The sequence below is a fragment of the Aquabacterium sp. NJ1 genome (assembly GCF_000768065.1).
Classification (GTDB): domain Bacteria; phylum Pseudomonadota; class Gammaproteobacteria; order Burkholderiales; family Burkholderiaceae_C; genus Aquabacterium.
On the sequence record NZ_JRKM01000001.1, the window covers coordinates 4,720,971 to 4,744,124 of the forward strand.

Genomic DNA, 23,154 nt, shown 5'->3' on the forward strand with positions numbered 1-23,154 from the left:
CAAGGTTTCATGCTGAGGAGACAAGCCCATGCTGCATCCAGTGCAAGCCCGCGGCGCCGATGACGATGGGGTGGTGGAAACGGTACCCTTTCAAGGCCTGATCCGCTTCGAGCGCCAGGCGCCCGTCAGGCAGGTGTCTTACTACATCAGCGGCGAGCTGATCGAGCCGCAGTACTACACCGAGCTGTACTACACCCTGCGCACGGCCACCGACACCGACCTGATCTACATCCACCTGAACTCGCCGGGCGGGGACTTCAACACCGGGCTGCAGATCATCAACAACATCGCGGCCAGTGAGGCCAAGGTGGTGACGGTGCTGGAAGCGCGCGCCTACTCCATGGCCGCCATGATCTTCCTCAGCGGCGACGAGTTGTTCGTGCACGACAACTGCCAGCTGATGCTGCACACCTACTCCGGCGTGTTCTCGGGCAAGGGCAACGAGCAGCAGGCCGAAGTGGCCGCCGTGGGCAAATGGTTCGAGAAGGTGATGCGCCGCATCTGTGCGCGCGTGCTGTCGGACGCCGAGCTGGACAGCATCATCAAGGGCTCTGATTTCTGGATGGATTCCGACGAGATCAGCCGCCGCTTGTCCAGGGACGAGCGGCCAGCGGGCAAGCGCGCTTCATCCAAAAAGACACCTGTCCGGAAGAAGCCATCGAGCGCCAGCCGGTGAACCTGAGGGCCGGCAGCGGCCGTGACGCACTTCGGTTATCGTTGCCGCATGCAGCCCATCATCACCGTACGCAACCTGTCCAAGGCCTATGCCTCGGGCTTCAAGGCGCTCAAGCACGTCAACCTGGACATCCAGCGCGGCGAGATCCTGGCCTTGCTGGGCCCCAATGGCGCCGGCAAGACCACGCTGATCAGCATCATCTGCGGCATCGTCACGGCCACTGAAGGCCAGGTGCTGGTAGCCGGGCAGGACATCGGCCAGCACTACCGCCAGACGCGCAGCCTCATCGGCCTGGTGCCGCAGGAGCTCACCACCGATGCCTTCGAGACGGTGTGGGACACGGTCAGTTTCAGCCGCGGCCTGTTTGGCGAACCGGCCAACCCGGCGCTGATAGAAAAGGTGCTCAAGGACCTGTCGCTGTGGGACAAGAAGGACAACAAGATCATCACCTTGTCCGGGGGCATGAAGCGGCGCTTGCTGATCGCCAAGGCCTTGTCGCACGAGCCCCAGATCCTGTTCCTGGACGAACCAACCGCAGGCGTGGACGTGAACCTGCGCCGCGACATGTGGCAACTGGTGCGCCAGTTGCAGCAAGCCGGGGTGACCATCATCCTGACCACGCACTACATCGAAGAAGCGCAGGAAATGGCCGACCGCATCGGCGTGATCAACAAGGGCGAGATCATCCTCGTCGAAGAGAAAAACGAGCTGATGCGCAAGCTGGGCAAGAAACAGTTGACGCTGCACCTGACCCAGCCGCTGCCTCAAGTGCCGCCTGGCTTGTCGGCCTACGCGCTGGCCTTGTCCGCCGATGGCGAGGAGCTGGTGTGCACGTATGACGCGCAGGACGATAGCGTGGACGTGCCCACCTTGCTCAATGCCCTGATCGACGCGGGCATCCGCTTCAAGGACATCCAGACCACCCAAAGCTCGCTGGAAGACATCTTCGTCAATCTGGTGAAGGACGAAACATGAACCTCCACGCCATTCGCGCCATCTACCGCTTCGAGATGGCCCGCACCCGTCGCACGCTGATGCAAAGCATCATCTCGCCGGTCATCTCGACCTCGCTGTACTTCGTGGTGTTCGGGGCCGCCATCGGGTCACGCGTCCAGCAGGTGGATGGCATCAGCTACGGTGCTTTCATCGTGCCGGGGCTGATCATGCTGTCGCTGCTCACACAGAGCATCTCCAATGCCTCGTTCGGTATCTACTTCCCCAAGTTCACCGGCACGATCTACGAGTTGTTGTCTGCGCCGGTGTCGTCGTTCGAGGTGGTGCTCAGTTATGTGGGGGCGGCAGCCAGCAAGTCCATCATCCTGGGCTTGATCATTCTGGCCACAGCCGGGTTGTTCGTGCCCTTGCACGTCGAGCACCCGCTGTGGATGCTGCTGTTTCTGGTGCTGACCGCCGTCACCTTCAGCCTGGTGGGCTTCATCATCGGCCTGTGGGCAGACAGCTTCGAGCAACTGCAGGTGGTGCCGCTCTTGATCATCACCCCGCTGACCTTCCTGGGGGGCAGTTTTTACTCGATCAAGATGCTGCCGCCCATGTGGCAGACCATCTCGCTGTTCAACCCCGTGGTGTACCTGATCAGCGGGTTCCGCTGGTGCTTCCATGGGCAGGCCGACGTGGGCCTGGCGGTGAGCCTGGCCATGACGCTGGGCTTCACGGCGGCCTCGCTGCTGATCGTGGCCTGGATCTTCAAGACGGGCTACAAGCTCAAGCGCTGAGGCAGGCGATCGGGTCAATCACCAGGCGCCAGGCACAGCAGCAGGCGCATGGTCACGCCATCGGGGCCGTTGCGCTGCAATTGCACCTGGCCGCCGTGCAGCTCCATCACCCGGCGCACGATGTACAGCCCCAGGTGATGGCCCGCGCCCAGTGAGGCCGCTTCGGGCCTGGCGGTGCGTTCAAACAGATTGGGCACGAGTGCAGGCGCAATGCCCGGGCCCCGGTCGATGACATCGAGCACCAGGGCCAGTGGTTCATCGCTGTCGCTCAGCCGCAGCTTCACCGGGGTGTCGGGCGGGCTGAACTTCAAGGCGTTGGACAACAGGTTGCGCAAGGCCAGCCTCATCAGGCTCGTGTCCATGGCAGCGGTGCGCGTGCTCGTGGCGCGTTCGATCTGGATGCGGTGTTGCTGGTCTTCGGCGATGTCGGCAATCGTGACCTCGATGAGCGTGTCGATATCGGCGTCCACACGTTCCGCAGGCGAGGATCGGGCCAGCAAGGTCGCCACGGCCAGGGTGTTGTCGATGCTGGCCAGCACCTGGCTCATGACCGTCCTGGCGCGCGACAGCCTTTGGGAGACCGTCGACTCGTGGATGTCCGTGAGCACCCGTGCAGCACTTTGCAGCGCGGCAGAAGCGTTGTTCAAGGGTTGCCTGACTTCGTGGGCCAGCACGTTGAGGATGTCGCTGCGTTCGGCGAGCAAGGCCCTGGTTTCCGCCGCATGGCGCTCGATCTCGTTGCGAAGCTGTTGCTCGCGCCGCAACTCGTCCTTGCGCAGCCGGTGCTCGGTGACATCCTGAATGGCCCCAATCAGGCGGACGATGCCATCGTGGTCACGCTCCGCCTCGCCACAGCTGCGCACCCAGATGTCACGGCCCTTGGCGGTTCGCATGGGCAGCTCCAGATCCCATGATGTGCCATCCTGCACGGCGCGCTCCACGGCCTGGCGAATCAGGTGCCGGGCCTGTGGCGCGTAGAAACCAATGGCGCTGTCCAGCTCGGGTTTCCAGTCCGGCGGCACCTCGTGGATGCGGCGGGTCTGGTCCGACCAGATCAGCTCGCCCGCACGCATGTCGAGCTCCCAGCCGCCCACGCCTGCGGCACGCCCCGTGCGGTCCAGAAAGGCCTCGCTGGCGCGCAGCCGTTCTTCCGCCTTCGTCAATTGGTCGAAGGCCATCTGCTTGCCCAGTGCGGCACCCAGCACATCGGCCATCAGGCGCAAGGCCTGTTCGTCGTTGGCGTCAAAGGCCGCGACCTGGCTGGACATCACCTTGAGCACCCCGATGGCCTGACCACCTTGCAGCAAGGGCGTGCAGACCATGGACCTGACACCCACCCGGCGGCATGCATCCAGGTCAACGCGGGGGTCAGACTCGGCGTCGCTGCAGGTGAGCACCTCGGTGGTCCGCACGCACAAGCCAGACAGGCTGGACGCCTGGGCCAGCCGCATGCCTACATAGGGCGCCATGCAGCCGCTGGCAGCCCGGTAGACCATGTCGTCGCCGTCCACCAGCTCGACCACCGCACCCATCGCGTGGGTCAGTTCCTGCAGGTTGTCCACCACCAGCTGCATGAACCGGTCCAGATCGAACACGGCCTGCACGATCAGGGATTGCATCTGGATGATGCGTTCCAGTCGAACGGGTTGAAGCGCCAGATGAGCCATGCCGTCTCCCAATGTGCTGGATGCTGTGCGACCTGGGGGCCTGTGGCCATTGTGGGCGAGGAAGCCTGTGCAGCGCCACAGTGTGGTTACCGCGCAATCAGGGTTGGATGGACAAGGCCTGGCAGAGTCTGGCGAGTGCGTGGTTGCAGTCCAGCTCGATCTTGGCTCTGAGTATGGGGTCGGCCCTGGTGACGCCCTGGTTGATGGCGACCACCGGCTTGCCCAGGCGATGCGCCTGCTCGGCAAAACGGTAGCCGGAATACACCGTCAACGAGGAGCCCACGACCAGCAGCCCATGGGCTTGCTCGACGGCCTGCATGGCCCCCGCAACGCGTTCCCTGGGGACGTTGTCCCCGAAAAAGACCACGTCCGGTTTGAGGATACCTTCACAGGCCGGGCATGCCGGTATGCGGAAGCCGGCGTAGCTGGCGTCCTCCAGTTGCGCATCCCCATCGGGGGCGGGCCCGGCGGCTCCCACCGTGTCAGAGGCGAAGTCGGGGTTGCACTGAGCGAGCCACTGTTGAACGAGCGCACGGGCGTAGACCTGCTGGCAGGCCATGCAGCGAACTTGGTCGATGCCGCCGTGCAACTCGATCACATCGTCGCAGCCCGCCTTCTGGTGCAGGCCGTCCACGTTTTGCGTGATGAGCGCCCCCAGCGCCGCGGCACGCCAGAGATGGGTGAGGGCGGCATGCCCATCGCTGGGCTGGGCTTGCGCCACGCGCGGCCAACCCACAAAGCTGCGCGCCCAGTAGCGGCGCCGGACGGTTTCAGACTTCAGGAAGTCCTGGTGCTGGATGGGCTTGCGGTGTTGCCACTGACCGTGGCGATCACGGTAGGCCGGGATGCCGCTGGCCGTGCTCAGGCCCGCACCGGTGAGCACCGCGAAGGGCCCGCCAGAAAGCAAAACAGCCAGCCGTTCGATGTCGTGGCTGGCTGTTGCATGTTCGGTCATGGTGACCGGATCTTAGAACAGCTTGAGGCTGATCCAGTAGGCCAAAGCCGCTACAAAAGCAGACGCCGGGATGGTGAGGATCCATGCCCACACGATGTTGCCCGCCACGCCCCAGCGTACGGCGCTGGCGCGCTGCACCGAGCCCACCCCGACGATGGCACCGGTGATGGTGTGGGTGGTGGACACGGGTACGCCCATGGCCGTGGCAATGAACAGCGTCATGGCGCCGCCGGTTTCCGCACAGAAGCCGCCCACGGGCTTGAGCTTGGTGATCTTCTGGCCCATGGTCTTGACGATGCGCCAGCCACCGAACATGGTGCCCGCGCCGATGGCCAGGTAGCAGCAGACGATGGTCCAAGTCGGGGGCGAGGTGTCGCTGGCCGAGGCATAACCGGTCGAGATCAGCAGCATCCAGATGATGCCGATGGTTTTTTGCGCGTCATTGCCGCCATGGCCCAGGCTGTAGGCGCCGGCTGACACCAGCTGCAAGCGACGGAACCAGCCGTCCACACGCGAGGGCGACATGCGGCGGAACAGCCAGGCCACCAGCACCATCATCATCGAGCCAAAGAGGTAGCCCAGCAATGGCGAGACAAAGATGAAGGTGACGGTGCGCATGATGCCGGCACCGATCAGGGCGCCCGCACCGGCCTTGGCCATCACGGCCCCGACGATGCCTCCGATCAGCGCGTGCGACGAACTGCTGGGGATGCCGTACAGCCAGGTGATCACGTTCCAGGTGATCGCCCCACTGAGCGCGCCGAACACCACGTACACGTCCACCACCCCCTTGTCGGCGATGCCTTTGCCCACGGTGGCCGCCACGCTGAGGTGGAAGATGAAGATGGCCACGAAGTTGAAGAACGCGGCAAACACCACGGCCTGCGTGGGGCGCAGCACACCGGTCGAGACGACGGTGGCAATCGAGTTGGCAGCATCGTGGAAGCCGTTCATGAAGTCGAACAGCAGTGCCAGCACCACCAGCGCGACGATGACCCACAGGGCCACGTGCATGGTTGTCATGGTCAGCCTCTCGGGATCAGGAGTTCTCGAGGATCACGCCCTCGATCAGCTTGGCCACGTCTTCGCACTTGTCGGTGACGGTTTCCAGCAGTTCGTAGATCGCCTTGAGCTTGATCACTTCGCGCACGTCCGGTTCTTCGCGGAACAGCTTGCTCATGGCTGCGCGCATCACGCGGTCGGCATCGGTTTCGAGCTGGTCGATCTCATCGCAGGTCTTGAGGGCGGCTTCGGCCGTCTTGGCGCTGCCGATGTCGTCCAGCAGGGCCACGGCGGATTTCAGGCGCTCGCAGCTCTTGACGCACAGATCGGTCAGGCGAACGATTTCCTCGGTCATGCTGCGCACGTCGTACAGGGCCATGGTTTCGGCAGCGTCCTGCATGAGGTCGGCCACGTCGTCCATGGTGTTGATCAGCGTGTGGATCTGTTCGCGGTCGATGGGCGTGATGAAAGTCTTGTGCAACAGGCGGTTGACCTCACGCGTCACGGTGTCGGCAGCGCTTTCGGCTGCGTCCACTTCCTGGTTGTACTTGTCGCGCAGGGTGGCGTCGTTGTAGTGCTTGACCAGGTTCGCGAAGGCGTGGGCGGCCACGACGATGTGATTGGCGTGCTGGTTGAACAGCTCAAAAAAATTGCCCTCACGGGGCAGCAGCTTTCCAAAGATCATGGGCTTTCTCGCATGTCACAGGCATGACATTCACTTGGTGTAACCAAAGATTTTAACCGGCGTCCCCCATATATCCGCGTATCGCATGGCGCGATATGTCAATGATTCGCACTTTTCATCTCGGTCTGGTGACATTGCTCAAAACGGCCCGCAGAACAAGCCCCTCCCGCCAGCGCGTGGGCAAGCAGTTCAGCCATGCGCGCCACTTTGCGTTGCGACCAACGATGTAGCGAGCCTGGGGTTGACGGGCGTCCAGGGCGCGATCCACGGTATCGAGCAAGGTTTTCATGGGGATGCCGGCCTCGGTGGACGCGTAGCGCTTGTAGAAGTCCAGCAGCGGGCGATAGACGGACTGCAGTTCCCCTTCGTGCTGCTTGCTGAGGGTGTCGCTGGTTTCCATGCCCTTGGACCAGATGGGCGTGTCGATCTTGCCCGGTGCAATGCTGCACACCTTGACGCCGTGCGCGGCCATTTCCATCCGCAAGGCCGCCGTCATGCCTTCCACGGCGTGCTTGGATGCCACGTAGGCGGTCAAGCCGGGAGCGGCAAAGACACCGGATATGGAGCTGATGTTGGCGATCCTGCCTTGCGCATGGCGAAGCAAGGGCAGGCAGGCGCGTGTGACCGCAAAGGTGCCCAGCACGTTGACGTTCATCAGCTTGGTGAGCTCATCGTGCGCGGTCATTTCAAGCGGGCTGCTGAACGCCACGCCGGCGTTGTTGACCAGCACATCCAGGGATCCCTGCGTTTGCGCCGCGACCTGCTGCACAGCCTGTTCGACGCTTCCAGGGCTCGTGACGTCGATCTGCACGGGGGTGATGCGGCCTTTCGAGCGCGCGAGCAGCACCTCAGCATCGCGATGCTGCCGCACGCCGGCAAATACGCGATAGCCCTTTCGCGCGAGGTGCAAGGCCAGCGCGAGGCCGATGCCGCTGGATGCCCCGGTGATCAATACGGACGAGCCAGCGCGCATGGAGCGTCCTTCGTTGCGTTGTGTGCCTGCCCGAAGCAAGCCGAAAAGCGCCGACGTGCCTCGTCCATGCTGATAGGCGAGCTCAAGTGCAGATCACGTTGTGCCGCGGAGATGTCGAAGTAATGGTCCTTGGCGCACACGGCTGCCACGGCTCTCGTCAATCTTGGCTCACCCAGCCAGGGCAGCAGCGTGAACACGGCCTCGCATGCGGCGCCCAGTGCGTGGGCGCCAGCATAGGACAGGGCACGTTCGACAGGTGGCAGGCTGATGGACTGGAACAAGCCGTTGATCCAATCCCACATGTTCACCGGCTCGGCCTCGTTGACAAAGTAGACGCGCCGGCCGGCCTGGTCCGGGTCGGCATCGGCTGCTTGCAGGTGCCACCAGGCGGCGTTTTCCACATAGCTCACGCTGATGCGGTTCCGGCCGGGGCCCACCCTGACCAGCTTGCCAGCCTTGTGTCGCTCAATCAGGGCGGGCAGCAATTGCGTGTCTCGTGGGCCCCAGATGGCATGCGGGCGCAAGGCCGTGGTGACCAGCCCATCCTGGCCATGGGCGGCCAGCACCATTTGCTCGGCCAGCATCTTGGTGTGCTGGTAGGCGCTGATGCGTTTGGCCGGGTAGGGCAGGCTCTCGTTGACGCCCCGCAGATCATCGAAACCGATCACTGCACTGGGCGAGCTGGTGTAGATCAGCTTGTGAACGCCATGGGCGCGGCAACCGTCAATGAGGTGGCGTGTGCCCATGACGTTGGTGCGATGAAATTCTTCATAACGCCCCCAGGGCCCTGTCTTTGAGGCGACATGAAATACACGCTCGATGCCTCGGCAAGCCTGGCGCACCGCCTCGCGGTCAGCGAGATCGGCCTGGATCAGGCACACGCCTTGCTGGCGCAGGAAGGGGTAGTCACCCCGGCACAAGACGGCCACTTCATGGCCTTGCGCCTGCAGGGCCTCCACGATGTAGCGGCCCAGGAAGCCGGCCCCGCCGGTCACCAAAGTCTTCACGATAGAACACCCTTGTTGATTTGCTGTTGAGCCCACTGCGCAAGCACCGAACGCTCGATCTTCGAGTTGTGTCGTTTGTCCACGGGGAAGGCGTGCGGGTAGGGCAGCAGGTGTCGCACCGGGAAGCCCAAACCATCCAGGCGCGCCTTGTAGGCATGGAGGCGGGTGGGGCTGATCTGGCGCTTGTATTCGGGATAGAACTCGATCACGACCGCCAGTTCTTGCCGGCTTTCGACCCTGACGCCCACGAGCGCCGAGCGCCACACTTCGACTTCGGCGTTGAGCACCTCTTCAACCGGAACGGAGAAATAGCGCTTGCCTTGTGCCGGCACGATGTGCTTGATGCGGCCACAGAACCACAGCCTGCCTTGCGTGTCGAAATAGCCTGTGTCGCCTGTGCGGTGCCACGTCCGGTGCCGCATGTCGCCATCATCGGCTTCGATCTTGCTCAAGGCGGTGTTGCCCGGGTCATTGTGATAACGCGGTGATACGAGCGAGCCTCTCACCACGATTTCGCCCACCTGGCCTGTAGGCAGTTCGACGGCATCTGCCCAGCGGGGTAGGGCCTTGTCCTCGATGCGGATGATCTTCACGCTCAGGCCCGACACCACACGCCCGACGCAGACACCGTAGCCCACGCTGGACAGCCGGGCTGTCTCGCGCTCGATCTCTCTGGCATCGATGGTGCTGATCGGGGTGACTTCAGTGGCCCCGTAAGGCGTATGCATCACGCCATGAGGCATCACGGCTCCCAGCCTCTCCACCATCTTGGACGGGATGGGCGCCCCGCCGCTGAATGCGCGCCTGAGGCTTGGCAACTGGCGCTCGGTGGCGATGCAGTGCCGACTGAGCCGTTCCCAGACGATGGGTGACGCGAAGCCCGACGTGATACCGAAGTCTTCAATGGTCTGAACCAGGTTGCGCGGGTTGCAGCGCCCCGGATGCAGGGAGCCCATGTCGGGGATGACGCTGGTCTGGCCAAGACAGGGCGAGATCAAGGTGGCGACCGGGAAGGCCGCGAGCTCCACATCGCTGGCGCCGTTCTGGCTCATCGATCTGAAATGCGCGATCTGTGCGCCCAAGGTGGCGTGCGTGGCCTCGACACCCTTTGGTGTACCCGTGCTGCCACTGGTGAAGAAGATCGCAGCCAGATCGCTGCTTGCCGTTGCTGCCATCGGGTTGGCGGGCCGCTGCGGTGCCAGCAGATCCTTGAGCCGCCGAGTGCCGGGCAGGCGTGAAGAGCCCGTGCTGATGAAGAGCCTGACGCTGCTGAACGCGTCGCCAGCAAATGGCCGCAGCAGGTGGGCCATCGGCAGCGCGATCATGACCTGAGGGGCGACCTGGCGAATGCAGGACAGCAAACGCTTCATGCCCATGGCCGGGTCGATGATGACGGGCACCGCACCGAGCTTGAACAGGGCAAAGACGATGACCGGCAAGGCCATGTCCGGGCGAACCAGCAGCAGGGCCTTGCTGCCTTTTTGAATCCCCGCCTCCTGAAAACCCGCAGCAGTCTGGTCTACCTCCTGCAGGAACTGGGCGTAGCTGCGCGTTTCATACAGATAGCGACCCGATGGTGTGCGCCGACGCGCCTGGGCAAAAGCGATTCTGCCGGGCTGGCTCGTCGCCTGAATCTGCATCAACTCATACAGGTTGAAGTGAGTGGCGCAATGTGGCGCGTCATGGCTGTTCACGTGGACACCGCCTGCCGTGGGCTCTGAGACAGGCTTTGCTGAAAGCCGATGATGTGGGGCATGCCAAAGACCATGATCTGCAGCAGATGGGACCACAGTGGTGTGGCTGTCGCACCGAACTTGCGCACGAAGTAAGCGCATTGGGCCGCATGAGCCAACAGAGACAGGGCCATCACCACATACAGCCATGACGGTGGCATGTGCATGTAGGGGTGAGCCAGCTCGGCCAGCCCCAGCACCCAGGACAGGCCGACGATGGTCTTGCTGATGATCACATTGCGTGGCGCAAACAAGGCGGGGTTTTTCATGGGCGTGGATTCAGCGGTCGACGCGACAGGCCTGGCGTTGCAGGTCCTGCATGGCGATGCAATGGGGTGTGGCCGGTGCATCGGGCAGGCCAGCTTCTCGATGCAAGTCGGTGATCCAGTCGCGCATGAGCTCGATGGCTGCCTGGCGATCGGCCCCGAGCGAGGCGTGCAATTGCAGGGTGAAGCCGGTGCGGCCCTCCCAGGTGAAGCTGCCCGCCGTAATCGGGCACACCGCGCTGACCGGCGGTGCGCTGATCACCCAGCTGCCCGCGAGCTTGTGCGCATCAGCTTGCGGGGCTGTCCAGGCGCTCATGTTGGCGTACACGCCAAACCATGCTTTGCCCTTGAGTCGGTTGTAGGCGCGGCGGATCATGCCCTCGCTGAGCCAGCGGGCAAAGTTGGTGTAAATCCACGAACCCCAGAGGATGCCTTGGCCATACAGTGCCTTGAGCTGGTTGTAGATGTCCTGCGCAGACGGGCTGCCATCCAGCCGAAGTGACACGGGCGCCGTCCAGTTGCCGGACTGCGTCTGAATGCCCAATGAGCGGCGGAAGTCGTGCGGCATCATCCAGACGCGTTCGCTGTCCCGGCTCAAGTGGCGCGCCTTGCAGGCACGATCCAGACTGGCCAGAAACAGCGAGGTTTCACCCACGCCCAGCTCTTTGGCTCGCAGCCGAACCTGTTCGCCTTGAGCCAGGGGCATCAGGTGGTACACGAAACATGGCTCGGCATGGCCATCGGCTGCGGCGGTTTTTTGCCATGGATAGTTCAGGCCGCGGCTATGGCGAATGTGCAGCCTCAAAGCGGCCAGGCGACCTGGCAAGCCCGGCTTGGAGGGCACGCTTTTGTGGGTTTTGGGCGGCATCCTGACGCCCAGGGACGCCAGGATCTTCACGATCGCACCGCCGCCGTCGTCCACCTCATGTGAATGCAGGAACCAGCGCATCTCGCCCTGGGAAGGCTGGAAGACGCCGAAGATCATGTCGATGTTTTCGCCCAGTGACTTGAGCACTCGGTACTTGCGTCCGGACCAATCCGTTGCCATCTTTGTGCGGCCTTTCCGGATCAGTAAACGAAGTTGTAGCGGGTGTAGGACATGCCGGCCGCGGTCATCAGCGCCGTGACCTTGTGGCCTCTCTCCAGGCGGCCTTCCCTTTGGGCCGTGGCCAGGGCTGCGGGCACGGAGTTGGTCACCAGGTTGCCGTACTCGGGCAGCATGAACAAATAGGGGACCTTCTTGCCCAAACGCTTTTCAAGATCACGCCAGGCGGTCAGCGTGTTGGTGTGTGGGATGAACAGATCGACCTCATCAACGGGGATGGGGTTCTCGCGCATCATCTCTTCCAGATCCTGAAGGGTGTTGTCCTGCATCTTCTTGCCATACGACATGAAGCGCAGACGGCCTTTGCCTGCCATGGAGAGGTCCTTCAAGCGCATGGTCTCCAGATCGTCGTCGATGATGGGCGACATGCAGAGGTCGGCGTACTGGGTGAAGGTGCGGTTGTCGAACTGCCAGGGCTTCTGGTCGTCGGCCGTGAGGATCGTCGCGGTCGAGCCCTCGCCCACGGTGTAGCTGGCAAACGCCCATTCCAGATCCGCCAGGCTGGTCAGCTTGTGGTTCTGTGCTAGGGGCTGGCCTTCGTGACTGGCGTATTCGGCCGTCACGATCAGCACGTTCTTGAACTGGCCGGATGCCAGGAAGGCCTGGGCGATCTGTGTGGCGCGCGTCCAGCTGCCACAGGCTTCCGTGACGTCGAAGCACTGGGTCTTGTGCATGCCCATGGCCTTGGCCACAAAAAAGGCCATGGCCGGTTCGATCACGCGCTTGTCCACGCTGGCATGGATCAGCAAGTCGATGTCGTCCTTCTCCAGGCCCGCCTGATCCAGCGCCTCGTTGATGGCGCGCTCCGTGTAGGTGAAGGCCTGTTCGCCTTCTGCCAACCAGCGGCGGTTCTTCGAGCCGATGTAGTTCAGGTAATGCTCGATCGTTTGCAGCGCCACGTTCAGGTCGCCCTGAAAGCTCTCGCGACTCTGATCGGCCACGATCTGCAGCATTTCTTCGTTCGAAACGGTTCGTTGGGGAAAGGCAAAGGAGACACCCGAGATGTGCATGGCGGACTTCCGTTCAAGTGAGGTTCTGGCAGTGACTTCTCGAACAGTTCAGCTGGCCGCGATAGAGCACCAGAGCGTTGGAGAAGAACGATTGCATGAAGTCTGTCAGATTCGATTGTTTTCGGGAAATCCCTTAAGTGAGCGTCACTTTCGTTCGTTTTCGAATAATTGATGATTCGTTATGCTTCGTATCAATGATCAAAATTGTTCTTTTTTGACTCGAAAGAATCGGTGATTTGTGACGGTTGCCACGAAAATATGCTTGTTTCGCGAGGCTACGCGCCGGTCCCTCATGGCTCGGAGGGCCAAAGTGATCAGATGCAGCCGATGGAGGCTCGCCGCATATCCCCACCCGAATCAGGGGGCTGAAAACATCCATATGAAATAAATGTTATGGTCTTGAACCTGCAGCCGCCTGGCTGCACGGAACCTCCCATGAGCCAGCCTCGCATCATCCCCATCAAGCCCGTCAGCATCCCGCCTCAGCATGGCTCGTTGTTCGAGGCGCACAAGAAAGTCCATGCTCGATCCGTCGAGGGGCTGTTCGCAAACTGGCGCTGGGCCATGGTGTGGATCACCCAGATCGTGTTCTACGGCTTGCCCTGGTTGCCCTGGAACGGGCGTCAGGCGGTTCTCTTCGACCTCACCGAGCGGCGCTTCTACATCTTCGATCTGGTCCTGTATCCGCAGGACTTCATCTACCTCGCCGCCTTGCTGGTGCTGAGTGCGCTGGCCCTGTTTTTCTTCACCGCGATTGCCGGGCGCCTGTGGTGTGGCTTTGCCTGCCCGCAAACGGTCTACACCGAGATCTTCATGTGGGTCGAGCGGCGCATCGAAGGCGATCGGCTCGCGCGCATGCGCCTGGATGCGGCGCCCTGGTCAGCCAACAAGTTGCTCAAGCGTGGCAGCAAGCACATGACCTGGGGCGTGTTCAGCCTCTGGACGGGCCTGACCTTCGTGGGCTACTTCACCCCGATCCGTGCCCTGCTGGCATCCGTGATCAGCCTGAGCGCGGGCCCCTGGGAGCTGTTCTGGAGCGTGTTCTACGGCATGGCCACTTATGGCAATGCAGGCTTCCTGCGCGAGCAGGTCTGCAAGTACATGTGCCCTTATGCGCGCTTCCAGAGCGTCATGCTGGACGGTGACTCGCTCATCGTGGGCTACGACACGGCGCGTGGTGAAGCGCGCGGCTCGCGCTCCAAGTCGGCCGACAAGGCCAAGCTGGGCCTGGGTGACTGCGTGGATTGCACCTTGTGCGTGCAGGTGTGCCCCGTTGGCATCGACATCCGCAACGGCTTCCAGATGGAGTGCATTGGCTGCGGTGCCTGCATCGACGCCTGCGACTCGGTCATGGACAAGATGAAATACCCGCGAGGGCTCATCCGCTTCTCCACGCAAAACGGGCTGGACCATGGCTGGGACAAGTCCATGTTGATCAAGCGGGTGATGCGCTGGCGTACCGCCCTCTATGGCGGGGCCTTGCTGATTGGTGCCAGCGCGTTTGCCTTCAACCTGATGACGCGCGCACCTTTCCGCGTGGACATCATCCGCGACCGCGGCGTGATGGCCCGCATGGTCGATGACGGTGTGATCGAGAACGTTTACCGCGTGCACATCATGAACTCGACCGAGTTGCCGCAGCGCTACCGCGTGGACGTGTCTGCCGAGCACGGCGTGTACGGCATGAAGGTGGACAACGCGCAGACCATCCTGCTGGCGCCTTCGGAGAACCGTGACGTGAGCGTGCGCATCCGGCTCGATGCCAATGTGGCGGCCAATCTGGTGGGGCAGATCGTGCCGATCAGCATGGGCATTGAGCAACTCGGGGCTTACGGGCAGGCCGTGCGCGTCATCGAAAAGAGCACCTTCGTTGTGCCCCGCTGATCTCCAGCCTCAGAGGTTGTTGAGGAAGCGCTGGTAGAGCTCGGCGCTCAGTGTGGGCGTCTCCACCATGGGCATGTGGCCGATGCCATCCAGCACGCGCACCTTCGCCTGAGGCAGGGCCGCCTGCCACACCGGCACGCTGCTGACGTCGATGAGCCTGTCCTCCTTGCCCCACATCAGCATGATGGGCAGCCTCACCTCGCGCAGGCGCACAGGCAGATCGGTTTCCTTGTGGGATTCGCTGAAGATCTGCGTCAGTTGCTCGCGTCGCGCGATGTAGCGGTCCGCCACCGCATCCAGCACATAGCCGGGCATGAAGGGCGGCGAGGCCATGGTCATCGGGTAGAAGCGGTAGAAGCCTGCCCTCGTATCGAACACAAACGGGTTCTGCCCCTTGCTCAGCATGACGCGCATCTCGCTGGGGTGCGGTGAGGGCAGGCCGGCCGGGTCAACTAGGCCCGCAGACAGCGTGCGCTGCGGGTAGCTCACCGCAAACTGCGCCGTGATGAAGCCGCCCATGGAGTTGCCGATGATGTGCGCCTGTTGAACGTGCAACTGGTCCATCAAGGCTGCAATGCGCCGGGTCTGGGCCGCGATGCTGTAGTCCCATTCGGGTTTGAAGCCGGTCTCACCGTGCCCTGGCAGGTCGGGGATGATGACCTGGTACTGCCCGCTGAAGTGGCGCGCAAAGCGGGCCCAGACGTCCTTGTCGGCGCTGAAGCCGTGGACCATCACGATGGCAGGCCCTTTGCCTGCCGAGCGATACAGGGTGATGGGGATGCCCTCGACCGTCACCACTTCCTTGTGCAGACCGTACAGGCGTGACTCGACGCCCGCGCCCAGGTCATACGTCAATTGCCCGATGGCGGGGTAGGTCACATACGACCAGCCCGCAGCCGCTGCAAGCAATGCAGCAGCCAAAGCTGTTTTCTTATTGATAGCCATGATGAAAAATGAGAACGGAAAAAAGAATGCTCTCAGCCGGCAAGCAGCTTGCGCGCGAGCAGGGCCGAAATGGGCTGCTACCAGGACTCGACCAGTCGGACCATGAGGTGCAGGCTCTTGGCGTCGGGGCCGACCAGCACGCGGTCCATGCCCGATGAGGCACCCGTGATGGCGGCCACCTTGTTCTTGAAGTGCCTCACGATGCCGGTCACCCTCGTGATGCCTTGATCAAGTGAACAGATGGTGCGCGGGCTTGAAGGCCTGGCACATGCGGCGGAAGGTGAAGCTGAAACCCGGGAACATGGCGATCACATGGCCGCTCTTGCTCTGGTACCAACTGTGGCAACCACCCGATTGCCACACCGTCTGCTTCATCTCGCGGTGGATCATGCTGGTGTAGTCGTTCTCGGCATCGGGCTTGACCTCGATGGCCTTGCCCTTGCGAGCCTGCACCGCCTTGATCGCACGCATGATGTACTCCATCTGCGCCTCGATCACGAAGATGGCCGAGGTGTGGCCAATGCCGGTGTTCGGACCGGTCACCACGAACAGGTTGGGGAAGCCTGGCAGCGTCGTGCCCAGGTAGGCGCGGGGGAACGCGCTCCACACATCGCCCACCGATTTGCCTCCCTTGCCGATCACCGGGTACGAGATCACGCCGTCGGTCGCGTCATAGCCCGTGGAGTAAACGATCAAGTCCAGATCGACCTGCTTGCCTTGCTTGGTGATGATGCCGCGCTCGTTGATCTCGGCGATGCCGTCGTCCTTGGTGTGCAGCGTCACATTGGGGCGGGCCAAGGCAGGGTAGAGCGTGCTGGACAGGATGATGCGCTTGCAGCCGATGGTGTAGTCCGGCGTGACGGCGGCTTGCAGCTTCGGGTCCTTCAACTGGCGCTGGATGTTGCGCAGGGCGGCTTTCTGGGCCACCACATTGAGCATGGTCTTGGAGTACTTGAAGCCGATCACACGGCTTTCCAGCGACCAGTAGATGAGGGTGCGCAGCGCCTTGTAGATCAGCCTGGAGCCCAGCAGCGAACGCTCGAACGCCGAGAAGACGCGGTCCGGGCGAGGCAGCACCCAGTGCGGCGTGCGCTGGAACACGTGCAGGTGCCCCACGTCCGGTGCGATCGCCGGGATCACTTGCGCCGCCGAGGCACCGCTGCCGATAATGGCCACGCGCTTGCCCTTGTAGTTGTAGTCATGGTCCCACGAGTTGGTGTGGAAGCTGTGGCCCTTGAAGCTGTCACGGCCCTTGAAGTTCGGGATCACAGGGGTGCTCAAGGGCCCGGAGGCGTTGATCAGGAACTTGGCTTGAAAGCTGCCAGCGCCATCGGTGTGGATCTGCCAGACCTGCTGGGCCTCATCCCACTGCACCTTGTTCACATTGGCGTTGAGCCGCACTTTCTCTTCGAGCTTGTGTTTGGCGATCACGTGCTTGGTGTACTCCACCAGCTCGTTTTGCTCGGCAAACATCTGCGTCCACTTATAGGGTTCGAACGACAGGGAGTACAGCGGGGATTGCACGTCCACCGCGGCTCCGGGGTAGCTGTTCTGGCTCCACGTGCCTCCGATCCAGGCCCGGCGCTCCAGCATCAGGAAATCGTTGATGCCATTTTTCTTGAGGTTGATGGCCGCCGCCTGGCCGCCAAAACCCGTGCCGATGATGATCGCCGTGTACGTTTGCATGGTCCTGCTCGCAAATGTGAAGTGAAGATGCTTGTCGTCAGTTTACAAGTGAAGACGATTGTCGTCAAATACGGGCATGACGAAAACTGCAATCAGTGACGACAACAAGGGCCGCGTTTACGGGGGGGAGAACCAGGAGGAGCGCCGCGCGCGGCGTCGCCAGCAATTCCTGGACGCGGGTCTGGAGGTGTTTGGCACCCTGGGCTACCGTGCCGCTACGGTGCGCACCTTGTGCAAGCAGGCTGGCCTGACGGACCGCTACTTCTATGAGTCATTCGACACCACGGAAGACTTGCTGATGGGCGTCTACCGCCAGCAGTGCGAAGCCCTGGAGCGTGCCGTGATGCAGGCCCTGGCCGCGACCGCTGGGCTGGCTGGCAACGATTTCATGAAAGGCATAGAGGCGGGCCTGGACGCGGTGTTCACGCAAGTGTCGGACGCGCGCATGGCGCGTGTCGTCTGGATCGAGGTGATGGGCATCAGCCCTCGCGTCGACAAGATGTACAACGACACCATGGACGGTTTCGGCAACCTGATCATGATGGTGGCGCGGCAGCGTTACCCCGACCTCGGGACCACCGACCAGGATGAGATCCGCATGGTGGGCCTGGCCATCGCTGGTGCGGTCAGCCAATGCGTGTTGCACTGGATGCTGGGTGGCTACCGCGAGAGCAAGGCCACGATGGTGTCTGCGACCTCGCGGGTGTTCCGGGGCTTGTTGCTGACTTTGCCGCAGCGCAGCGTGTGAAGGGAGCAAAGCAAAACGCCCCAAGCATCACTGCTTGAGGCGTTTTAAAATTTGGCTCCTCGACCTGGGCTCGAACCAGGGACCTACGGATTAACAGTCCGGCGCTCTACCGACTGAGCTATCGAGGAACAAACGGTGTCGGGCTTTGCAAATCGGCAAGCAAAGCCGTCTTGAATTTTTGGCTCCCCGACCTGGGCTCGAACCAGGGACCTACGGATTAACAGTCCGGCGCTCTACCGACTGAGCTATCGGGGATCATCTGAAGACCTTGCGCGTGGCGCGGTAATCAGTTGAGAGCGCGACTATAGCATGCTTTTACAAGTTGCCCGGCCGCGTTGCGTGTTTTCGTCAGCGGTGTGCGGCCTTCAGAAGTCGATTTGTGCGGACAGGGTCACGGTGCGCTGCGCCATCGGGAACAGGTAGATCGCGCCAAACGGGTTGGGCGATTCACGCCAGGCCTGGTTGTCCAGCAAGTTCATCACACCCAGCCGCCAGGTGATCGATTGCCCGCTGAGCGCCTGCGTGGCGCGCAGGGCCAGGTCCACCCGGGTCCAGTCGTGCAGGCGGATGGTGTTTTCCGGGTCAACCCATCGGCTGCCTTCGTGCACCAGATCGGCCTGCAGTGTGACGGGCAGGGTGCCAGACCAGGTGTAGGCGCCGGATAGCTTGGCCGTGTGCTTGGGCACGTTGACGGGCGATTTGCCGTTGATGAAGTCCTGGGCACTTTGGTGGCGTTCGGCGTCCAGCAGCATGGCGCTGCCGGCCAGGCTCCAGGCGCCCAGGCGGCCTTGCCAGTAGCCTTCCAGGCCCTGATGGGTGGACTCGCCGTCCCACACATAGCTGCTGTTGATGCTGTCGGCTTCCGGGCGGTTGATGTGGAACCAGTTCACGCCCCATTGCTGTGAGGCCTTGTCGATGCTGTACTGGCCCTTCACGCCAAGTTCAAGCTGCCGGCTCTTTTTCGTGGCCAGGATCTGACCTGGGTTGTTGAGGAAGCTACCGTAGGGGGCCGACTTCAGTTCGACGCCTTCTCCCCAGCTCGCGTAGGCACGGGTCTGCGGCGCAAAGGTGTAAGCCACTGCAAGCCAGGGCGTGGCGAGCGTACGATCGTCTGCCACGCTGGGCTCCATGCCGCCCGTTGGCACGCTCTCGCGATGCAGTTGCGTGTAGCGCGCCCCCAGCCAGGCTTGCCATTGCGCCGACAGCGCCATGGCGTCCTGCAGCATCCATTCGGTGCTTTGTTCATGCCGGCTGGCCACGAAGTAAGTTGGCGTGGGGTCTGAGGGCTGTGGGGCATAGGGGTCTGCCAGGTTGCCCGTGCCCACGTAGTTGTAGGCCTGGGTCGACATGGCCGTGCGGTGCACGGACCGCAGCACGCTCATGCCGAGTTCATGCTTGATGGAGCCCGTCTGCACATTGCCTTGGAGCTGCGCCAGCAGGGAACGTGTCAGCCGCAACTCGTCGTCCGAGCGGTAGTCGTACAGATCGAAATCGCCGTTGGCGCAATAGACATACAAGCCTTTGACGCCATAGGTGCAGCCGCCCAAGGGGAAAGCCGCACGGTCATTGGACTTGAGCCTCTGCTCGCCAAAAGTCACCGTGCTCCTCCAGCCTTGACCCCAGTCGCTGCGCAGGCGGACGGTGCCCGTGTTGCCTTCGAACTGAACAGGTTCGGTCCATGGCTGGTTGTTCAGGTTGAGGTTGGGGTCTACATCGTGCGCAGAAGGCAGTTGGCCACCCAACAGGCTGAAGCCGGGGACGCTGGGCTGGCTCATGTAGCTGTGTTCGAACTCGGCCTCGATCGTGTGGGCGGTGTTGATGCGGCGATCAACGGCCAAGGCGAGCAACTGGCGATGGCCCTTGGTGTTGTCCACATGCGTGGCCAGGCGTTCGGTTGCGGCGTTGAGCCGCACACCCCACTCCTGGCGATCACCGGTGCGCTCGCTCAGGTCCACACTGGCCAGCATGTCACCCGCATCGTCAACCGACATCGTCGCCGTGCGAACGCGCGCATCAGGCCGCTTGACCACCAGGTTCACCAGGCCACCCGGCGCGCTCACGCCCGCTTGCATGCCGCTGGTCCCCTTGAGCAGTTCCACCGACGCCTTGTTGTCCAAGGGCAGGCGCGTCTCGGCGTTGATGGGCAGGCCTTCTCGGCGGTAGTTGTAGGCGTTGTCCAGCGTGAAGCCGCGGATGGTCAGGTAGTCCCAGTAACCCACCGTGTTGTACGAGTCTGTGGTGCTGGCGTCGAGCTTGGTCAGGTCGGCCAGACGCGTGGCCTGGGCATTGCGCAGCGTGGCCTCGCCAAAGCTCTGCGCCTGCACGGGCTGCTGCCACGCGGGGCCGTCACCCAGCCCGGCGATGCTGGCACGAGGCTGCCTGGGGCCTTGTGCCGTGACATTGACGCTGGGCAGGCTGTCTGCCGAGCCTTCGCTTTGCGCGTGGCTGGTGGCGCTGCTGATCAGGCCAACGATGGCCAGGCCAAGCGGGGACAGACGGTATCGGGCCTTGCGTTGAACAAAGGCGGTGGTGGGCTTGTGCATTGACTGCTCCGGCACGAAACGATGTTGTGTCGTCTCGTGGTCGGCAGGCACGCTGGCGGACATGGCCTGGCGGCTTGTCCGGTGCGCATCGTTGCTTCCCTACGCGAGAACGACCTCGGTCAGGTTCAAAGGGTGTTTCTCAGCGAAGCGCGTCCGGTGTCGGACGGCCTCGCACCCCTAGCGAAGGCTGGATTCTACCGGCTGGCTCACCTGGCCACACCCAGGCGCTGGTGCAGCAGCGGGCTGGTGGTGGTGTAGAGCAGGTGCTGCGGTGCGTCCGGGTGCACGGTGGCGGCCGCATGGTGCGCCGCCAACGTGGCCTCGTGAAAGCCACACAGCAGCAGGCGCTTCTTGCCCGGGTAGGTGTTGATGTCGCCCACGGCGTGGATGCCGGGGATGCTGCTCTCGAAACTTGCGGTGGACACGGCCACCTGCTTGCGCTCCAGGGTCAGGCCCCAGGTCGTCAAGGGCCCCAGCTTGGGGCTCATGCCGAGCCGAACGAGCAGGTGATCCAAGGTTTGCGTGCGGGTCTGCCCGTCGGCGCCCAGTATCTGCAAGGCCGTCAGGTGCTCCCCTTCGACCTGCGCGGCCACAGGCATGCCCACAACCAGCTCGATCTGGCCCGCGGCCATCAAGGCGCGGACCTGCTTGTCCAGCTCGTCGTCTGCCTGGAACTGATCGCGCCGATGCAGCAGGCTCAAGCGCGCGGGGCGCTGTGCGGGGTCAGGGTGCTGCGCCATGTCGAGTGCGGCCGCCAAGGCCTCGTCACCACCGCCATGGATGAGCAGGTGCCGGCCAGCCCAAGGCATAGGCGCCTCAGCCTGTTCTGGCAGGAAGTAGTGCAGGTTGTGGACAGCTTCCAGCCCGGGTAGGTTCAAGCCGCGCGGCACAAACGCACCCGCGCCCGCCGCGATGAACACGGAACGCGCGCGCGCCTGCAGGCCTTTGTCTGTCTGGATCTCGAAGCTACCCTCGGGCAGCGCACGCAACTCGGACACCATGTGCCCCAGATGCAGGTTGCGAGGTGGCGCACCGGGTGCATCAGTGGGCATGAAGGGCGCGGCCTGGATCAGCAGTTGCTGGGTCAGTTCACGCCCTGTGCACACGGGCACACCGGGGATGTCATAGATGGGTTTGTCGGGGTACAGCGCCGTGCACTGGCCCCCGGCGTGCGGCAGCACGTCAATGATCTCGGCCTTGAGGCCCAGCAGGCCTAGTTGGAAGACCTGGAACAGGCCAACCGGGCCGGCGCCGACGACCAGGGCATCGGTGTGGATCATCGGCTGTGCCGCACGAAGTGCCAGCGATCAGCGGATCAGTTGATCCAGCTTGCCGGTCTTGTCCTTCCACTCCTCGGCATCGGGCAAGGCTTCCTTGCGCTTGGTGATGCTGGGCCAGGACTTGGCCAGGTCGGCGTTGATCTGGATGTACTGCTGCTGGTTGCCGGGCACGTCTTCTTCGGGGACGATGGCGTTGACCGGGCACTCGGGGATGCAGACCGCGCAGTCAATGCACTCATCGGGGTCGATGACCAGGAAGTTGGGGCCTTCGCGGAAGCAGTCCACCGGGCACACGTCCACACAGTCCGTGTATTTGCAGCGGATGCAGGCTTCGGTGACGACGTGGGTCATGTCTAGTCTCTTGAATCAGTTGAAGGTGAATAGGGCGAGATTCTACGGGCTGGGCTTGCGCTTTAGCCTTTCGCAGGGTCTCTTGCTTCGCCACAAAGGGCGATATGGGTCAAAGGTTGATCAGGAAGATCGGTGGCGCCCGCGCCCACGATGACCAGCGTGGGCCGCCCGGCGTGAACCGAGCTGGCGTCGCCCAGCGTGCCGACCGTGTGCAGGGTGTGGCGCATGTCGGGCCAACCGGCGCGAGAAACCACGCTGACCTCGGTGTCAGCAGGCCAGCCAGCATCCAGCAAGCCTTTGGACAGCGGGGCCAACTGACGCCCGGCCATGTAGAACACTTCCGTGTCTGCGCGCTGGCCCGGGCCCATGCCGCATTGCAGGTCGCCAGTGCGCGTCATGGCGGTGGTGAAGCTCACGCTGCGGCCCGTGCCTCGACGGGTCAGGGGGCGCTTGGTGGCGGCGGCGGCGGCCAAAGCCGAAGTCACGCCCGGCACCACTTCGCAGTCGATGCCCGCTTCGTGGAGCACGTGGAGCTCTTCCTCCAGCCGGCCGAAGAGGCTGGGGTCACCACCCTTGAGCCGCGCAACCAGGCCCCGCTCGCCATGAATGGCACCCATGGCCAGCGCCTGCTCGACCAGCAACTGGTTGATGCGCGTCTGGCCGTTGAAGTCGCTGCCTTCCTTGCCGGAAAAGCCGCGCTTGCCCACGTCGATCCAGTCCGCCTGTGGCGCCAGATCACGCAGTGTGGCATCAGCCAGCGCGTCAAACAGCACCACCTGCGCTTGCGCCAGCAGGCGGCTGCCACGCACCGTGATCAGATCGGCCTCACCGGGGCCGGCCCCGATGAAGACGACTTTGGCTGCAACGAGTGAGCAGGGTTTGTCCACGGATGCTTCCTTGTGCTG

22 protein-coding genes, 2 tRNA genes and 1 riboswitch are annotated in these 23,154 nt (G+C 63.0%); of the genes, 5 read left to right on the forward strand and 19 right to left on the reverse strand.

All coding sequences use genetic code 11. The annotated features are described in order from the left end of the window. Nucleotides 1-28 precede the first annotated feature (28 nt). The 3 genes from JY96_RS20395 to JY96_RS20405 are packed head-to-tail and all read left to right on the forward strand — an operon-like array spanning nt 29 to nt 2,409. On the forward strand, nt 29-676 hold the full coding sequence (locus JY96_RS20395) for an ATP-dependent Clp protease proteolytic subunit (protein ID WP_035040225.1): 648 nt from the start codon (nt 29-31) through the stop codon (nt 674-676). Between the two features lie 48 nt (nt 677-724). Continuing rightward, the gene (locus JY96_RS20400; protein ID WP_035040228.1) at nt 725-1,651 is read left to right on the forward strand and encodes an ABC transporter ATP-binding protein; all 927 of its coding nucleotides are present in this window, start codon (nt 725-727) and stop codon (nt 1,649-1,651) included. Then, on the forward strand, nt 1,648-2,409 hold the full coding sequence (locus tag JY96_RS20405; RefSeq protein WP_035040229.1) for an ABC transporter permease: 762 nt from the start codon (nt 1,648-1,650) through the stop codon (nt 2,407-2,409). Before JY96_RS20400 ends, JY96_RS20405 begins: the two co-directional genes overlap by 4 nt. A gap of 14 nt (nt 2,410-2,423) precedes the next feature. Here JY96_RS20405 and JY96_RS22615 read toward each other — a convergent pair whose 3' ends face one another. The 10 genes from JY96_RS22615 to JY96_RS20460 form a co-directional block, all read right to left on the reverse strand. After that, a complete protein-coding gene (locus JY96_RS22615) occupies nt 2,424-4,076 on the reverse strand; it encodes an ATP-binding protein (RefSeq protein WP_081961508.1) in 1,653 nt (550 codons plus the stop codon). Nucleotides 4,077-4,173: 97 nt separating this feature from the next. Then, on the reverse strand, nt 4,174-5,031 hold the full coding sequence (locus JY96_RS20420) for an NAD-dependent protein deacetylase (protein ID WP_052162806.1): 858 nt from the start codon (nt 5,029-5,031) through the stop codon (nt 4,174-4,176). A gap of 12 nt (nt 5,032-5,043) precedes the next feature. After that, nucleotides 5,044-6,054, reverse strand: coding sequence for an inorganic phosphate transporter (locus JY96_RS20425; protein WP_035040232.1), 1,011 nt, complete (start codon nt 6,052-6,054; stop codon nt 5,044-5,046). Nucleotides 6,055-6,070: 16 nt separating this feature from the next. After that, on the reverse strand, nt 6,071-6,718 hold the full coding sequence (locus JY96_RS20430; protein ID WP_035040235.1) for a DUF47 domain-containing protein: 648 nt from the start codon (nt 6,716-6,718) through the stop codon (nt 6,071-6,073). Nucleotides 6,719-6,833: 115 nt separating this feature from the next. After that, on the reverse strand, nt 6,834-7,691 hold the full coding sequence (locus JY96_RS20435; RefSeq protein ID WP_035040246.1) for an SDR family oxidoreductase: 858 nt from the start codon (nt 7,689-7,691) through the stop codon (nt 6,834-6,836). Continuing rightward, entirely contained in the window at nt 7,667-8,698 is a 1,032-nt protein-coding gene (locus tag JY96_RS20440; RefSeq protein ID WP_052162807.1) for an NAD-dependent epimerase/dehydratase family protein, read from the reverse strand. Before JY96_RS20440 ends, JY96_RS20435 begins: the two co-directional genes overlap by 25 nt. Further along, entirely contained in the window at nt 8,695-10,392 is a 1,698-nt protein-coding gene (locus tag JY96_RS20445; protein ID WP_161784374.1) for a fatty acid CoA ligase family protein, read from the reverse strand. Before JY96_RS20445 ends, JY96_RS20440 begins: the two co-directional genes overlap by 4 nt. Further along, complete coding sequence (locus JY96_RS23645) at nt 10,389-10,700, reverse strand: hypothetical protein (protein WP_035040248.1); 312 nt, start codon at nt 10,698-10,700, stop codon at nt 10,389-10,391. Before JY96_RS23645 ends, JY96_RS20445 begins: the two co-directional genes overlap by 4 nt. Before the next feature lie 10 nt (nt 10,701-10,710). Beyond that, nucleotides 10,711-11,745: a hypothetical protein gene (locus tag JY96_RS20455; protein ID WP_152606597.1), complete on the reverse strand. Its 1,035-nt coding sequence runs from the start codon at nt 11,743-11,745 to the stop codon at nt 10,711-10,713. 20 nt (nt 11,746-11,765) lie between these two features. Further along, entirely contained in the window at nt 11,766-12,812 is a 1,047-nt protein-coding gene (locus JY96_RS20460) for a 3-oxoacyl-ACP synthase III family protein (RefSeq protein WP_035040251.1), read from the reverse strand. A gap of 435 nt (nt 12,813-13,247) precedes the next feature. On the opposite strand from JY96_RS20460, the gene ccoG reads away from it, so the two are divergent. Further along, entirely contained in the window at nt 13,248-14,696 is a 1,449-nt protein-coding gene (gene ccoG / locus JY96_RS20465) for a cytochrome c oxidase accessory protein CcoG (protein ID WP_035043844.1), read from the forward strand. Nucleotides 14,697-14,705: 9 nt separating this feature from the next. Here ccoG and JY96_RS20470 read toward each other — a convergent pair whose 3' ends face one another. The 3 genes from JY96_RS20470 to JY96_RS20475 form a co-directional block, all read right to left on the reverse strand. Further along, nucleotides 14,706-15,617: an alpha/beta fold hydrolase gene (locus JY96_RS20470; protein ID WP_035040253.1), complete on the reverse strand. Its 912-nt coding sequence runs from the start codon at nt 15,615-15,617 to the stop codon at nt 14,706-14,708. Between the two features lie 101 nt (nt 15,618-15,718). Then, on the reverse strand, nt 15,719-15,841 hold the full coding sequence (locus tag JY96_RS24175; RefSeq protein WP_255352708.1) for a hypothetical protein: 123 nt from the start codon (nt 15,839-15,841) through the stop codon (nt 15,719-15,721). 28 nt (nt 15,842-15,869) lie between these two features. Continuing rightward, complete coding sequence (locus JY96_RS20475; protein ID WP_035040255.1) at nt 15,870-17,327, reverse strand: NAD(P)/FAD-dependent oxidoreductase; 1,458 nt, start codon at nt 17,325-17,327, stop codon at nt 15,870-15,872. A 76-nt stretch (nt 17,328-17,403) separates the two neighbouring features. Here JY96_RS20475 and JY96_RS20480 point away from each other — a divergent pair, with 76 nt between their 5' ends. Further along, nucleotides 17,404-18,075 carry a TetR/AcrR family transcriptional regulator gene (locus JY96_RS20480; protein ID WP_035040256.1) on the forward strand — a complete coding sequence of 224 codons (672 nt, stop codon included), beginning with the start codon at nt 17,404-17,406 and terminating at the stop codon, nt 18,073-18,075. Between the two features lie 52 nt (nt 18,076-18,127). Here JY96_RS20480 and JY96_RS20485 read toward each other — a convergent pair. The 6 genes from JY96_RS20485 to cobA form a co-directional block, all read right to left on the reverse strand. Continuing rightward, a tRNA-Asn gene (locus JY96_RS20485) sits at nt 18,128-18,203 on the reverse strand. Nucleotides 18,204-18,254: 51 nt separating this feature from the next. Next, nucleotides 18,255-18,330 (reverse strand) — tRNA-Asn (locus JY96_RS20490). Nucleotides 18,331-18,440: 110 nt separating this feature from the next. Then, the gene (locus JY96_RS20495) at nt 18,441-20,681 is read right to left on the reverse strand and encodes a TonB-dependent siderophore receptor (protein WP_081961510.1); all 2,241 of its coding nucleotides are present in this window, start codon (nt 20,679-20,681) and stop codon (nt 18,441-18,443) included. Between the two features lie 16 nt (nt 20,682-20,697). Continuing rightward, nucleotides 20,698-20,807, reverse strand: a riboswitch (TPP riboswitch). Between the two features lie 17 nt (nt 20,808-20,824). Beyond that, nucleotides 20,825-21,898 (reverse strand): NAD(P)/FAD-dependent oxidoreductase, encoded by a 1,074-nt coding sequence (locus tag JY96_RS20500; RefSeq protein ID WP_035040259.1) that lies wholly within the window; start codon nt 21,896-21,898, stop codon nt 20,825-20,827. A 27-nt stretch (nt 21,899-21,925) separates the two neighbouring features. Then, nucleotides 21,926-22,249: a ferredoxin FdxA gene (fdxA, locus tag JY96_RS20505; RefSeq protein ID WP_035040261.1), complete on the reverse strand. Its 324-nt coding sequence runs from the start codon at nt 22,247-22,249 to the stop codon at nt 21,926-21,928. Nucleotides 22,250-22,311: 62 nt separating this feature from the next. Further along, nucleotides 22,312-23,136: a uroporphyrinogen-III C-methyltransferase gene (gene cobA / locus JY96_RS20510; RefSeq protein WP_052162810.1), complete on the reverse strand. Its 825-nt coding sequence runs from the start codon at nt 23,134-23,136 to the stop codon at nt 22,312-22,314. Nucleotides 23,137-23,154 lie beyond the last annotated feature (18 nt).

What these genes read in the sequence shown, in the direction of transcription:
- JY96_RS20495 (WP_081961510.1), bottom strand. Translation starts at nt 20,681, where the DNA reads ATGTCCGCCAGCGTGCCTGCCGACCACGAGACGACACAACATCGTTTC.
- JY96_RS20430 (WP_035040235.1), bottom strand. Translation starts at nt 6,718, where the DNA reads ATGATCTTTGGAAAGCTGCTGCCCCGTGAGGGCAATTTTTTTGAGCTG.
- JY96_RS20400 (WP_035040228.1), top strand. Translation starts at nt 725, where the DNA reads ATGCAGCCCATCATCACCGTACGCAACCTGTCCAAGGCCTATGCCTCG.
- JY96_RS22615 (WP_081961508.1), bottom strand. Translation starts at nt 4,076, where the DNA reads ATGGCTCATCTGGCGCTTCAACCCGTTCGACTGGAACGCATCATCCAG.
- JY96_RS20425 (WP_035040232.1), bottom strand. Translation starts at nt 6,054, where the DNA reads ATGACAACCATGCACGTGGCCCTGTGGGTCATCGTCGCGCTGGTGGTG.
- JY96_RS20480 (WP_035040256.1), top strand. Translation starts at nt 17,404, where the DNA reads ATGACGAAAACTGCAATCAGTGACGACAACAAGGGCCGCGTTTACGGG.
- fdxA (WP_035040261.1), bottom strand. Translation starts at nt 22,249, where the DNA reads ATGACCCACGTCGTCACCGAAGCCTGCATCCGCTGCAAATACACGGAC.
- JY96_RS20500 (WP_035040259.1), bottom strand. Translation starts at nt 21,898, where the DNA reads ATGATCCACACCGATGCCCTGGTCGTCGGCGCCGGCCCGGTTGGCCTG.
- JY96_RS20395 (WP_035040225.1), top strand. Translation starts at nt 29, where the DNA reads ATGCTGCATCCAGTGCAAGCCCGCGGCGCCGATGACGATGGGGTGGTG.
- JY96_RS23645 (WP_035040248.1), bottom strand. Translation starts at nt 10,700, where the DNA reads ATGAAAAACCCCGCCTTGTTTGCGCCACGCAATGTGATCATCAGCAAG.
- JY96_RS20475 (WP_035040255.1), bottom strand. Translation starts at nt 17,327, where the DNA reads ATGCAAACGTACACGGCGATCATCATCGGCACGGGTTTTGGCGGCCAG.
- JY96_RS20405 (WP_035040229.1), top strand. Translation starts at nt 1,648, where the DNA reads ATGAACCTCCACGCCATTCGCGCCATCTACCGCTTCGAGATGGCCCGC.
- JY96_RS20460 (WP_035040251.1), bottom strand. Translation starts at nt 12,812, where the DNA reads ATGCACATCTCGGGTGTCTCCTTTGCCTTTCCCCAACGAACCGTTTCG.
- ccoG (WP_035043844.1), top strand. Translation starts at nt 13,248, where the DNA reads ATGAGCCAGCCTCGCATCATCCCCATCAAGCCCGTCAGCATCCCGCCT.
- JY96_RS20455 (WP_152606597.1), bottom strand. Translation starts at nt 11,745, where the DNA reads ATGGCAACGGATTGGTCCGGACGCAAGTACCGAGTGCTCAAGTCACTG.
- JY96_RS20420 (WP_052162806.1), bottom strand. Translation starts at nt 5,031, where the DNA reads ATGACCGAACATGCAACAGCCAGCCACGACATCGAACGGCTGGCTGTT.
- JY96_RS20435 (WP_035040246.1), bottom strand. Translation starts at nt 7,691, where the DNA reads ATGCGCGCTGGCTCGTCCGTATTGATCACCGGGGCATCCAGCGGCATC.